The organism is Flavobacterium sp. KACC 22761, from assembly GCF_034058155.1.
Lineage (GTDB): Bacteria > Bacteroidota > Bacteroidia > Flavobacteriales > Flavobacteriaceae > Flavobacterium.
This window is the reverse complement of the sequence record NZ_CP139148.1, coordinates 2,742,670-2,757,001: the sequence shown is the minus strand read 5'-3', so window position 1 is coordinate 2,757,001 and position 14,332 is coordinate 2,742,670. Positions and strand designations below refer to the sequence as shown.

The window sequence follows — 14,332 nt, the reverse complement described above, 5'->3', positions numbered from 1 at the left end:
TATGTTTCTATGTGTTTAAAAACTACTCAGCCCAATTAAACAACAAAAAAATGACAACTAATAAATCCACATCATTGTTTGAAAGTAAACAAGTAAAGGAAGCATTCGCGCAGTCTTTTGTGAAGCTGAATCCGAAAATGATGGTTAAAAATCCGGTAATGTTTACCGTAGAAATCGGAACTGCGATTATGTTTGCGGTCTGCATTTCAATATTAATGGGCGCAAACGATCAGGGAAGTTTTATCTATAATTTGATTGTTTTCCTAATTTTATTTGCAACGCTTTTGTTTGCCAATTTCGCTGAAGCGATTGCCGAAGCTCGAGGAAAAGCACAAGCCGACAGTTTAAGAAAAACCCGTGAAGAAACTCCTGCAAGACAAATTCTGCCAAATGGAGAAATAAAAAATGTAAGTTCTTCAACATTAAAAAAAGACGATATTTTCATTTGTGAAGCGGGGGATTTAATTGCTGCCGATGGAGAAATTATCGAAGGGTTGGCCACAATCGACGAAAGTGCCATTACCGGAGAAAGTGCTCCAGTAATTCGCGAAGCCGGCGGTGATAAATCTTCGGTTACAGGAGGAACAAAAGTGCTCTCTGATAAAATTAAAGTAAAAGTAACTTCTGAGCCTGGCGAAAGCTTTTTAGATAAAATGATTGCTTTGGTTGAAGGTGCAAGCCGTCAGAAAACACCAAACGAAATTGCTTTGACCATTTTGTTAGCAGCTTTTACCTTAATCTTCGTAATTGTCTGCGTTACCTTAAAACCGTTTGCCGATTATGCCAACGCTCCTATTACAATCGCTGCTTTTATTGCGCTATTCGTTTGTTTAATTCCAACTACAATTGGAGGTTTACTTTCTGCTATTGGTATTGCGGGAATGGACAGAGCTTTACGTGCCAACGTAATTACAAAATCTGGTAAAGCCGTTGAAACTGCCGGAGATATTGATGTCTTGCTTTTGGATAAAACCGGAACAATCACAATTGGAAACAGAAAAGCAACGAATTTTTATCCGACAAAAGGAATCTCTTTTGATGATTTCGTTAAATCGGCTGTTTTGAGTTCGCTTGCAGATGATACTCCGGAAGGGAAAAGTATTCTCGAGTTAAGTGAAATGATTGATGTGAAAAGTGAAGCGAAAGCCAGCTTTTTACAAACTACTTCTGACATCGCGCACACTATCAAGTTTACTGCCGAAACCAGAACTTCGGGAGTAGTATTAAAAGATGGAACCAATATTAGAAAAGGTGCACAAGATGCAGCAAAAAAAATTGCTTTACAAGCAGGAAATGTTTTCCCTGAAGATACAGCACAGCAAGTAATTTCTATTTCGTCTAACGGAGGAACGCCTTTAGTAGTTATTAAAAACAACGAAATTCAAGGTGTAATCGAATTACAAGATATCATTAAAACCGGAATGAAAGAACGTTTCGAACGCTTACGCCGAATGGGAATCAAAACAGTTATGGTTACAGGAGATAATCCTCTGACAGCTAAGTTTATTGCTGAGAAAGCTGGTGTAGATGATTTTATCGCTGAAGCTAAACCTGAAGATAAAATGAACTATATCCGAAAAGAGCAAGCTGAAGGACGCTTGGTTGCCATGATGGGTGACGGAACAAACGATGCTCCTGCCCTTGCGCAAGCGAATGTTGGAGTTGCCATGAACAGCGGAACTCAAGCGGCAAAAGAAGCCGGAAACATGGTCGATCTTGACAATGATCCAACGAAATTAATCGAAATTGTCGAAATTGGAAAACAGCTTTTAATGACTCGAGGAACTTTGACTACGTTCTCAATCGCTAATGACGTTGCGAAATATTTTGCGATTGTTCCTGCGTTGTTTATTACTGCAATTCCAGCGCTTCAAGGTTTGAATATTATGCATCTGCATAGTCCTGAAAGTGCCATTTTATCGGCGGTAATTTTCAATGCGATTATCATTCCGATCTTGATTCCGCTTGCGCTGAAAGGTGTTGAATATCGTCCGATTGGTGCGAGTGCTATTTTAAAACGAAATCTTTTGATTTATGGCCTTGGCGGATTAATTGTTCCTTTTATTGGAATCAAACTGATTGACGTGATTGTTGCACTTTTTATGTAAGGTTCTGAGGTGCTAAGATTCTAAGGAACTAAGGTTTTCTCTTAGAATCGTAAAAACTAGAATCTATCAAAACTCAATAAAAAACATCGGTTCTGAATTGCTAAGTTCTGAGAAGAAATCTTAGAACCTTAGCAACTTAGTCCCTTAGAATCTCAAACAAAATGAAAAATCTATTTTCTATACTAAAACTTACTGCGGTTACATTAATTCTATTTGCAATTATTTATCCTCTTGCGATTTACGGAATCGCACAAATTGCTCCCAATCAAGGAAAAGGAGAAACTATTTCGATTAACGGAAAAGTAATTGGTTATCAAAAAATCGGACAAAAGTTTGATAAATCAAATTATTTCTGGGGAAGACCTTCGGCTGTAGATTACAATGCTGCAGGAAGTGCTGGAAGTAACAAAGGTCCAAGCAATGCCGAATATTTGGCTTTGGTTCAAAAAAGAATTGATACACTTTTATTGGTTCATCCTTATTTGAAAAAATCTGATATTCCAGCTGATATGGTTACGGCTTCCGGAAGTGGTCTAGATCCGAATATTTCTCCCCAAGGCGCTTTGATTCAGGTTAAAAGAATTGCTAAAGAAAGAAAACTGGATGAGGCTAAAGTAAAAGTTTTGGTAGAATCTAAAATTAATACTGCCATTGTTGGGCCTGAGACGGTTAATGTTTTGGAATTGAATGTGGCGCTTGATCAGCTTCGCTAAAGCTTTAAGATGCTAAGATTCTAAGATACTGAGATTCTAAGTTTTTCTCCTACAAGGTTTTCAAAACCTTGCAGGTATGAATCTGTGTCAACTATTATCATGAAGCAACACGTATAATTTGTCATTTCGACGTAAGGAGAAATCCTCATTGCCAAATCGACACAGATTGATATCCTTTGCGGAGCTACTTGCGAAGATTTCTCCTTACGCCGAAATGACAAACAGAACGCAAATTGGAATCGAAAAAACTAAACTTAAAATAATACCTAATAGGTTTTAGAAACCTGTTAGGATATAAAACCTATTATAATACAAAACGCCTTTTTACCCCAAATGCCCTAGCCCCGATAGTAGTGGAAATCCTTTTGTGCCGGGGTTCGGCACAAAAGATTGAAACGGATAGCGGGATTAGCTCCTAAAAAATCTACTAAATAAATAATTGAATACCGCAAAATGAAAAAAATAATACTTACTGCTTTAATCGCTTTTGGTTTTAGCAATTTACACGCACAGTCAGCATCTAAAAGTCCGTTTACGTTTTCGGGATATGTAGACGTTTATTACAGTTATGATTTCGGGAAACCTGAAAATCATACTCGGCCAAACTTTTTTTACAGTTATAATAAAAGCAATGAAGTCAACCTGAATTTGGGAATGGCAAAAGTGAATTATTCGACAGAAAATGTCCGTGGAAATTTTGCCTTGATGGCTGGAACTTATCCGCAGTATAATATGTCGGCTGAACAGGGTTTATTGCAAAATGTTTATGAAGCAAATGTTGGCGTTAAAATTTCTAAAAACCATAATTTATGGATTGATGCGGGAATTATGCCTTCGCATATTGGTTTTGAAAGTGCAATTGGAAAAGATTGTCAGACTTTAACGAGAAGTATTCTGGCTGAGAATTCTCCTTATTATGAAACGGGAGTTAAAATTGGTTATACTTCAGAATCTGGAGAATGGTATTTGGCCGGAATGTATTTAAACGGTTGGCAAAGAATTGAAAAAGTAGAAGGCAATCAGACTCCTGCTTTTGGAACGCAGGTTACTTTTAAGCCATCGGATAATGTGACTTTGAACTGGAGCACTTATGTTGGAAACGAACAGCCGGATATTGATAAAAAATGGCGTTATTTCAATAACTTTTACGGACAATTTAAAGTAGCTGAAAAAGTGAATCTGACAACTGGATTTGATATTGGTTCTCAGCAATCGGCTAAAGGAAGCGAAAAATATGACGTTTGGTTCTCTCCTGTTTTGATTCTACAATACAAACCGACTGATAAAATTCAGTTGGCAGCACGTGGAGAATATTACAGCGACGAAAAAGGCGTAATCATCGCAACAGAATCTCCAAACGGATTTAAAACTTACGGATTTTCAGCTAACTTTGATTACTTAGTTACTGATAATGTTATGTTTAGAATTGAAGCAAGAAATCTGTCAAGCAAGGATGAAATTTTTACAAATAAAGATAATCTTCCAACGGATACGAATACGTTTGTAACAACTTCGCTGGCGATTAGTTTCTAGAAAATATTTTTTGCCACAGATTCCACAGATTAAAGGGATTCTTTGTGTTGAGTCATTTGCCACGAATTGCATAAATTTTCACGAATTAATTACTTTAACGTTATCCCATTTTTAAAATAAAAATTTGTGCAATTCGTGTAATTCGTGGCTAAAAAAAAATCACTTTAATCTGTGAATCCCGATAACTATTGGGAGTGGCTTTTAAAATAAACCGTTGCGCCTTAGCGCCTTCGTGGCAAAACAAAAAAACATGGAAAACGAAAACAACGCACAGCATTTTCTGGATTTGATTCAGAAATCTAGGAAAGGAAAATTTAAAATCTACATTGGGATGAGCGCCGGTGTGGGCAAGACTTTTCGTATGCTTCAGGAAGCGCATTCGTTATTGAAAAACGGAATCGATGTAAAAATTGGCTACATCGAAACGCATATGCGGAAGGAAACGCATGAACTTTTGGCCGGTTTGCCGATTATTCCGAGGCGAACAATTTTTTATAAGGGAAAACAACTTGAAGAACTCGATGTGCAAGCCATTATTAACCTTAGACCAGAAGTCGTTATTGTTGATGAATTGGCACATACCAATGTTGAAGGAAGCAAAAACGAAAAACGCTGGCAGGATGTTCTGGAGATTTTGGATGCAGGAATTAATGTCATTTCGGCCGTTAATATTCAGCATATTGAGAGTTTAAATGAAGATGTAAAACGAATTACAAATATTGATGTTCAGGAACGAATTCCCGATAATGTTTTGCGTCTGGCGGATGAAGTTGTAAATATCGATTTGACTTCAGAAGATTTGATTGATCGTTTGAAAGAAGGAAAAATTTATACGCCGGATAAAATTCCGACGGCTTTAGCGAACTTTTTTAAATCGGAACAAATTCTGCAATTGCGTGAATTGGCTTTGAAAGAAGTCGCAAGTCAAGTCGTTCGAAAAGTAGAAAGTGAAGTCCCGAATTTGCATGCTTTACGGCACGAAAAATTGTTGGCCTGCATTAGCAGTAATGAAAAAACAGCCAAAATTATAATTAGAAAAGCAGCACGATTAGCCAGTTATTACAATGGATCCTGGTATGTTTTGTATGTCGAAACGCCAAAAGAAAGCAGTACGAGAATTGCACTTGACAAACAAAGACATTTAATTAATAACTTTAAACTCGCAGTGCAATTGGGCGCGGAAGTTATTAAACTAGAAAACTCAAATATTACAGATGCTATTTTGAAAACGGTAGAAGAAAAACAAATTACAACGGTATGCATCGGGAAACCGCATTTCAATTTGTTTAAAGTAATTTTGTCTACAACAATTTTCAAGCGTTTGCTGAACAAATTGTCTTTGTCAAATGTTGATCTTGTGATATTGTCGTGAAAAAAATTTTAAACCATATAAGTTATATAAGTTCATTTAATTAGAGATGTTGAAATTTAACCGCAAAGAGCGCAAAGTTTTACGCAAAGTTCGCTAGAGTTTTTTACTCGCAAAGACGCAAGGGCGCAAAGTATTTTAAATATAATCTTTGTGTGCTTTGCGAAACCTTAGCGCTCTTTGCGGTTAAATAAAAGAACTCTAATATTTTCTTATATCACTTATATGGTTCAAAAAAAACTAAATGTTTTATAAAATGAGAATTAAAACCAAATTGAATCTGGGTGTTGGATTATTATTTTTACTAATAATAATACTCACATTGGTAAGTGCCTTTTATATTTTTTCAATAAAAAAAGACACCGAAAATATTTTAAAAGCCAATTATAATACTTTAGAGTATTCTAGAAATATGCTTTTGGCATTAGATGAAATCACCGCAGATAAAAATCACGCAATTGTTATTTTCAAAGACAATCTTCAGAAACAGACACAAAATGTTACTGAAGTTGGGGAGAAAAAAGGAACTGACAACCTGAAAAAAAACTTTTCTCTTTTAGAAAAAAACAATTCTGATGAATCTTTAAAAACACAAATCAGGCAGGATATTTTTGAGATCATGAAGCTCAATATGAATGCTATAAAACAAAAAAGCGATATTGCTCAACATACCGCAGAAACTGCCAATTTATGGATTGCCATTGTGGGAACTTTATGCTTTTTGATTGCTTTTAATCTATTAGTCAATCTGCCAAATAATATTGCGAATCCTATAAAAGAATTAACGTTGAGTATTAAGGAAATTGCCAATAAAAATTATTCTGAAAGAGTTCATTTTACGAGTCACAGCGAATTTGGAGATCTCGCTAAATCGTTCAATACAATGGCGCAGAAACTTCAGGAATATAATGACAGTAATTTATACAAACTCTTTTTTGAAAAGAAACGCCTCGAAACGCTTATCAATAATATGAATGATCCTATTATTGGTTTGGATCATGAAGGAATTGTTTTGTTTGCCAATGATGAAGCGCTTAAAATTATTGGTCTAAAATTAGAGGATCTTATTGGGAAATCGGCTTCAAAACTGGCTCTGTCAAATGATTTGATTCGTTCTTTGATTTTAAAAGAAGATTCAGATATTCCTAAAAAACAACCGCTTAAAATCTTCGCTCACGGAAAAGAAAGTTATTTCGAAAAAGAGATTCTGAATATTACTATAATTCCGACTGGCGAAGAAAAAGAAATCAATATTGGCGATGTTATTATTCTGCGAAATATTACACTTTTTAAAGAATTGGATTTTGCTAAAACCAATTTTATTGCAACCGTTTCACACGAATTAAAAACACCAATTGCCTCGATAAAATTAAGTCTGAAATTGCTTGAAAACGAAAAAACAGGCGATATGAATGAAGACCAAAAACAATTGGTTGAAAGTATAAAAGAGGACAGTCAGCGACTACTGAAAATTACAGGCGAATTACTCAATTTATCGCAATTGGAAACCGGAAACATTCAACTGAATATCGAAAAAAGCAATCCGCATCAAATTGTAAATTATGCTGTTGAAGCGGTAAAAGTTCAAGCCGATCAGAAACAAATTCAGTTAATTGTTGATGCCGATGAAAACCTGACCGAAGTAAAAGCTGACAGCGAAAAAACAGGCTGGGTTTTGATTAATTATTTGTCGAATGCGATAAGATATTCATCTGAAAAAAGTACCATTCATATCAAACTTAAAAAAGAAATAAATCAAATTGTATTTCAGGTTATCGACACGGGAAAAGGAATTGACACACGATATAAAGACCGAGTTTTTGATAAATATTTTCAAGTTCCGGGAAGTCAGAAATCTGGAACGGGATTGGGATTAGCTATTAGTAAAGAATTTATTGAAGCTCAAAACGGAAGCGTTGGTGTTGAGAGTAATTTGGGATTGGGAAGTACGTTTTGGTTTTCACTGAAAGTGTAAAAAAGAGCCAAAGGCTCGATCCATATTGTAGGGCCGGATTTCAATCCGGTTGACACAGAAATTCCGCAATGCAAAACAATTATAGGCTATATCATATTATTAAACTGGATTGAAATCCAGCCCTACAATATGAATTGTCCCTACGGACTTTCTTGTAATTTATACTTTTTTTCTACCAATATTTAACTCCTAAAGGAGTATCTCGTAGAGATTATATATTGGTAGAAAAATTTCTGCACACATATATTTATCCCGTAGGGATTACACAATATATTCTGTTTTATCTATAATAATTTAGCTAATCTTAATTCAACTACCTCATTTAAAACCAACAAATTAATATTCACTTAAGGTTCAATTAAGAGAAAAATAGTTGGCGAAAACCTTCGTTAATATTGCAAAATATAACGACAACGAAAGATGTTTTACAAAGCCATTTCCCTGGTATTTCTATTTGGATTATTTTCTGCGAATGCACAGCAAAATGATTCGATCACAAAAATTGATACCACTTCCAATCATTTAAAATTCAATTACAAGCAATTAATTATTCCGAGTGTATTAATAGGCTATGGCGTTATTGGAATTGGAAATGACCAACTCTTAAATTTTAATCATCAGATTCAAAGTGAAGTTACTGAAGATATTGATGAAAAAATTACCATTGATGATTTCTCGCAATATGCGCCAGCTGCTTCTGTTTACGCTTTGAATGCCTTTGGCGTAAAAGGGAAAAACAATATACGCGATCGTTCGGTCATATTGGTGACTTCATATGCTATTATGGCAACAACCGTTTTGAGTTTAAAATCAATCGTCCATGAAGAAAGACCTGACGGAAGTTCGAATAACTCCTTCCCTTCTGGCCATACAGCAACGGCATTTATGGGTGCCGAATTTTTATATCAAGAATATAAAGACAAATCGATTTGGTACGGAATTGCAGGTTACGCCGTCGCAACAGGAACGGGATTATTCCGAATTTACAATAATCGTCATTGGCTGACAGATGTTGCTGCGGGAGCGGGAATTGGGATTTTGAGTACCAAAATTGCGTATTGGATTAATCCGTATATTACAAAAAAATTATTTAAGTCAGATTCTGAAAACAAATCAACTTCTATGATAATGCCTTTTTATAACGGACAGCAATATGGTTTGGGATTTGCGAAAGTTTTTTAGTTTTTTTGCCACGAAGGCGCTAAGACACAAAGTTTATTTTAAAAGCCACTCCCGATAGCTAAGATTAAAAGGTTTTTTTACTACTTTGTATAGTTTGTTTGCCACGAATTACACAAATTTTCACGAATTTTTATTAAATATAATTAATGGAAATTTGTGTAATTCGTGGCAAAAAAAAAAATAATCCTTTTAATCTGTGAAATCTGTGGCTATAAACTACGTATTCGAAGTATTATTCTTAATTTCTCGAACTTCTCTTTTCAATTCTAAAAGCAAATCTTTCATTGCTCCGGTTTCTGTAGTTTCTTGTTTTTTATCTGAACGGCCAATGTTGCATTCGTATTCCCAAATCTCTAAAATATCAGAAGCTTTCACTTCATAATTCGGATAAAAACTATTATCCGATTCTAAAACCAAAGCATTCTTTTTGTTTTTATTGAGACGTTTGTAAACCATTCCTTCGCTTTTGGTAATCAGAATATAGGTTTTGCCATCCATTACCTCTCCCAGCTTTTCCACATAACGGCCAATAATAATAGAACCATCTTCGTGTGGAGGCATTGAATCGCCTTCAACAGGAAATCCGCGGTGTTTTCCAGGACCTAAAAACGGAAGCGTAATCTGCTGTAAACTTTCAATATATTCTGGATCAGCATATCCGTTTAAATAACCTGCTTTTGCTTTTTGAGATACAATTTCAATAAAATTTTCTCCAAAACTATCCACTTGAATCGGCAAAATAAGTCGGTTGCCTTCCAGTTTTATCAAATTTTGCACATCAATTTTACGTATATCGACAGATAATATCAAGTCGATACTCATATGAAAATATAACGCAATTTTCTTTAAAATGTCATACGGTGCTTCCGAAGTTCCATCTTCGTATTTCACGTATCTACCTCTGGTAATGCTAAGGTTTTCAGCTAATTTCTCCTGCGATATTTTATGCTTAACCCTTAATGCTCTGATGTTGTCTGAAAATAAGGACATAATTAATTTGTTATAATTTGGAACAGCAAATATACAAAAAATTGTTATTACCTGTGCTAATTTTGTTCCATACAAAAACAAAAAAGAAAATGGCACGGGCAATTGTACATATGGATTTGGATACCTTTTTTGTATCCTGCGAAAGACGCACTAACTCAGAACTTAACGGAATTCCGCTTATTATAGGTGGCGGAGACCGCGGTGTTGTGGCATCTTGTTCGTATGAAGCCCGTAAATATGGAGTTCGTTCTGCTATGCCAATTCGTATGGCATTGAAACTTTGTCCAGACGCAAAAGTGATGAAAGGCGACATGGAATTGTATTCACAACTCTCTCATGATGTTACCGAAATTCTTCAGGAAAAAGCGCCTGTTTTAGAAAAAGCGAGTATCGATGAGTTTTATATGGACATTACCGGAATGGATAAATTTCATGGCAGTTATAAATGGACCAATGAACTGGCTCAAAAAGTCATCAAAGAAACCGGATTGCCAATTAGTTTTTCATTATCCATAAACAAAACCGTTTCAAAAATTGCAACTGGCGAAGGTAAACCTGTCGGAAATCTTCAAATTCCAGAACAAGAAGTACAAGACTTTTTAAATCCGCTTTCGATTCAGAAAATCCCGATGGTTGGTGCTGTGACTTTTCAGCTTTTGTCTAGAATTGGTGTTCGTAAAATTCAGACTTTAGCCGAAATGCCTGCTGAGGTTTTACAGCAAATGATTGGTAAAAATGGTCTCGAACTTTGGAAAAAAGCGCACGGAATCGACCATACGCCTGTTGAACCTTATACAGAAAGAAAATCAATTTCGACCGAAACTACTTTTTCTCAGGACACGATTGATCTTGCTAAATTGAGACGAATATTATTAGGAATGGTCGAAAAACTGGCTTTTCAGCTTCGTGCGGAACAATGGTTGACTTCGACTGTTACCGTCAAAATACGTTATGCCAATTTTGATACCGAAACCAAACAATGCCGAGTGGCTTATACATCTGCCGATCATATTTTAACTAAAAATGTAATAGAACTTTTTGAGAAAGTCTATCAGCGTCGTATGCGCCTGCGTTTGATTGGCGTTCGCTTTAGCGGATTGGTGCGCGGAACCTATCAAATTGATCTTTTTGAAGATACTCAGGAAATGCTCTCGCTTTATGAAGCGATGGATAAAATGAAAAGCCGTTACGGTTTTGATGCTGTAATGCGTTGTGCCGGAGCTCATTTTAAACCGAATACGAAAGACGAAATTTTAAAACGCAAGAAATAATGTACCTTAATTGCCATTCTTATCATTCATTACGTTACGGCACAATTCCGCTTAAGGATTTGATTGCCGAAGCCGTTTTGCATGATATAAAAGCAATGGCATTGACAGATATAAATACGGTTACTGGAATTTACGATTTTATAAAAGCCTGTCAGGAAAAAGAAATCAAACCTTTGGTTGGAATGGAATTTCGATGCCATCATGAATTCCGATATATTGGTTTAGCGCAAAATGCTGAAGGTTTAGCAGAAATGAATGTTTTTTTAACTGATCATAATTTCAGTGGAGAAACTTTGCCTTTGCGTGCTCCAAAATTCGAATCGGTTTTTGTGATTTATACTTTAGAAAATGCTCCAGAAACACTTTTTGATAATGAATTTATCGGAGTTCGTCCTGAAGAAGTTTCGAGTCTTTTAACTTCAAAACATAAAAATAAAATCTCCAAAATGGTGATTTTACAGCCTGTAACTTTTAGAAGCAAAAAAGAATACAATCTGCATAAAGTGCTTAGGGCTATTGATACCAATATTATTTTATCAAAACTTACAGAAGCTGATTACTGCAAAGTTTCTGATGTGATGAAATCTGAAGCATCACTTTTGCCTTTTTATGAAAAATATCCTGAAATCATTTCAAATACACAACGTATCAGTGACGAGTGCAATTTTCAATATGATTTTTCGGTTAAAAGAAATAAAAAGTTCTATACTGAAAACCGTCAAAAAGATTTAGAAAAACTGACAGAATTAGCTTGGGAAGGATTCGCAAAACGATACGGAAACGACAATCTAGAAGCAAAAGCCCGTGTAGAAAAAGAATTAAAAGTAATCGACGAATTGGAATTCAGCGGTTATTTTTTAATTACTTGGGATATTATTCAATATAGCAATAGCCAAGGTTTTATGCACATTGGTCGCGGAAGCGGTGCCAACAGTATCATTGCCTATTGTCTCGGAATTACCGATATCTGCCCTATTGAACTGGATTTGTATTTTGAACGTTTTCTAAATCTTAATCGTAAAACTCCACCCGATTTTGATATCGATTGGAGCTGGCAGGAACGCAATACAATTCTGGAATATATCTTCAAAAAATATGGCAGAGATCACGTTGCTTTCTGTGGTACGAATGTCGAGTTTAAATACCGTTCAATTTTTAGAGAAGTTGGAAAAGTTTTCGGACTTCCAAAAGAGGAATTGGATATGCTGGCTAAAAATCCGATGGCTTTGCATGAAACCAATAAAATTGTAAAAATGGTTCAGCAATACGGAATGTTGCTTGAAAAATATCCGAACCAACGAAGCATGCATGCCTGTGGAATTCTGATTTCTGAAGAACCCATTACCAATTACACGCCTCTGGAAATGCCTCCAAAAGGTTTTCCGATCGTGCTTTTTGACATGCACATTGCAGAAGAAATTGGTTTTGACAAATTTGATATTCTGAGTCAGCGCGGTATCGGACATATTGATGACAGCGTAAAACTTATTGCCAAAAATCGAGGAATAAAAGTAGACATTCGCGATACTTCATTATCTAAAGATGAAGCCGTTTGCAATTCTTATTTAGCAAAAGGACATACAATTGGCTGTTTTTATATCGAAAGTCCTGCTATGCGTGGTTTACTGCGCCGTTTAAATTGTGATAATTATAAAATTCTTGTCGCCGCGTCGTCTATTATTCGTCCCGGCGTTGCACAATCGGGAATGATGAAAGAGTATATTTTCCGTCATAACAATCCAACTCAGTTTGAATATTTTCATGAAGTTTTCAGAGAACATCTTGGCGAAACTTACGGCATTATGGTCTATCAGGAAGATGTAATTAAAATTGCCCAGCATTACGGTGGACTTCCTGCACCAGACGGAGATATTCTGCGTCGTGCCATGTCTGGCAAAGGAAGATCTTTGGAAGCGTTGCAAAAAGTAAAAGATAATTTCTTTGCGAGCTGTGCTCAAAAAGGGCATCCGTTACAGTTGAGCCAGGAAATTTATCGCCAGATTGAATCGTTTGCAGGCTATTCTTTCTGCAAAGCGCATTCGGCTTCATATGCCGTTGAGAGTTACCAGAGTTTGTACCTCAAAGTTAATTATCCTGTTGAATTTATGACGGCGGTAATCAATAATCAGGGTGGGTTTTACAGAACCGAAGTTTATGTACACGAAGCCAGAATGTCTGGCGGAACGATTCATAATCCGTGTGTGAATAAAAGCGAATATCAGACGACTTTGTATGGTACTGATATTTACCTTGGCTTTATGCACATTCAAAGTCTGGAATCTAAAATTGCTCATTTGATTGAAGAAGACCGAAACAAAAAAGGCGATTTTAATTCTCTAGAAGATTTTATCAACCGAATTCCAATTGGAATCGAAGGCGTTAAAACTCTGATTTTTATTGATGCTTTTCGTTTTACAGGAAAAACCAAAAATCAACTTTTGGTAACTGCCAGTTTGTTGTTGAATAATTTTAAGCCTGAAAACAGAGATTTAAAATTACTGCAGGAACCGGTTAAAGAATACAAGCTTCCAACATTGGAGCGTTCTGTTTTTGAAGATGCTTTTGACGAAATTGAGCTTTTGAGTTTCCCTGTTTCCTGTACTGTTTTTGATCTTTTACAAACCAAACATCGCGGAGATGTAATGGCGAAAGATTTGGTTCAGTATCATAAAAAACAAGTGAGAATGCTGGCGTATTTGATTTCTAGAAAACACGTTCCGACAAAAAAAGGAACGATGTACTTCGGAACCTGGATTGATCATGAAGGCACTTATTTTGATACGGCACACTTTCCGGATAGTTTAGAAAAACATCCTTTTCAGGGCGGAGGCTGTTATTTATTGTTAGGAACTGTAGAAGTCGATTACCATTTTCCTACCATAACAATAACCAAAATGGCGAAAATGCCTTTTATTCCAGATCCGCGTTATATGGATGCTAAAGATCAATACAGAACACAAAACCAAATTAAAGAAGATATAAGCCTTACACATCGAAAACCTTATCCATCAGGAAATGAAATTAATCTGCCCAGACATCGAATGAAGTTTTAATTTTTACTAAACGCCGAAAAATTGCTCGCAAAGTCGCAAAGTCGCAAAGTTTTATTTACAAAGACTTAAAAAAGAAAAAAACTTAGCGCTTTTGCGTCTTTGCGAGATTAAAAAATATAGTGCACACTAAGTGTTAAA

Annotated in this window: 9 protein-coding genes; 8 read left to right on the top strand and 1 reads right to left on the bottom strand. The window is 35.8% G+C overall.

The annotated features are described in order from the left end of the window. Positions 1-50 precede the first annotated feature (50 nt). From kdpB to SCB73_RS11900, 6 genes are all read left to right on the top strand, one after another. Complete coding sequence (kdpB, locus tag SCB73_RS11925) at positions 51-2,108, top strand: potassium-transporting ATPase subunit KdpB (RefSeq protein WP_320566460.1); 2,058 nt, start codon at positions 51-53, stop codon at positions 2,106-2,108. Between the two features lie 161 nt (positions 2,109-2,269). Further along, the gene (locus SCB73_RS11920; RefSeq protein WP_320566459.1) at positions 2,270-2,821 is read left to right on the top strand and encodes a K(+)-transporting ATPase subunit C; all 552 of its coding nucleotides are present in this window, start codon (positions 2,270-2,272) and stop codon (positions 2,819-2,821) included. 453 nt (positions 2,822-3,274) lie between these two features. Next, on the top strand, positions 3,275-4,354 hold the full coding sequence (locus SCB73_RS11915; protein ID WP_320566458.1) for a porin: 1,080 nt from the start codon (positions 3,275-3,277) through the stop codon (positions 4,352-4,354). A gap of 250 nt (positions 4,355-4,604) precedes the next feature. After that, positions 4,605-5,726: a sensor protein KdpD gene (locus tag SCB73_RS11910; protein ID WP_320566457.1), complete on the top strand. Its 1,122-nt coding sequence runs from the start codon at positions 4,605-4,607 to the stop codon at positions 5,724-5,726. Between the two features lie 253 nt (positions 5,727-5,979). Continuing rightward, positions 5,980-7,698 carry an ATP-binding protein gene (locus SCB73_RS11905; protein WP_320566456.1) on the top strand — a complete coding sequence of 573 codons (1,719 nt, stop codon included), beginning with the start codon at positions 5,980-5,982 and terminating at the stop codon, positions 7,696-7,698. Between the two features lie 420 nt (positions 7,699-8,118). Beyond that, positions 8,119-8,880 carry a phosphatase PAP2 family protein gene (locus SCB73_RS11900; protein ID WP_320566455.1) on the top strand — a complete coding sequence of 254 codons (762 nt, stop codon included), beginning with the start codon at positions 8,119-8,121 and terminating at the stop codon, positions 8,878-8,880. A 216-nt stretch (positions 8,881-9,096) separates the two neighbouring features. Here SCB73_RS11900 and SCB73_RS11895 read toward each other — a convergent pair whose 3' ends face one another. Further along, positions 9,097-9,870, bottom strand: a complete 774-nt coding sequence (locus SCB73_RS11895; protein WP_320566454.1) for an XRE family transcriptional regulator — start codon at positions 9,868-9,870, stop codon at positions 9,097-9,099. Positions 9,871-9,959: 89 nt separating this feature from the next. Between SCB73_RS11895 and dinB the strand changes: the two genes are divergently transcribed. Further along, a complete protein-coding gene (gene dinB / locus SCB73_RS11890) occupies positions 9,960-11,141 on the top strand; it encodes a DNA polymerase IV (RefSeq protein WP_320566453.1) in 1,182 nt (393 codons plus the stop codon). Beyond that, the gene (locus SCB73_RS11885; RefSeq protein WP_320566452.1) at positions 11,141-14,194 is read left to right on the top strand and encodes a DNA polymerase III subunit alpha; all 3,054 of its coding nucleotides are present in this window, start codon (positions 11,141-11,143) and stop codon (positions 14,192-14,194) included. The genes dinB and SCB73_RS11885 overlap by 1 nt, the downstream gene beginning before the upstream one ends. The last annotated feature ends 138 nt before the right edge of the window (positions 14,195-14,332 follow it).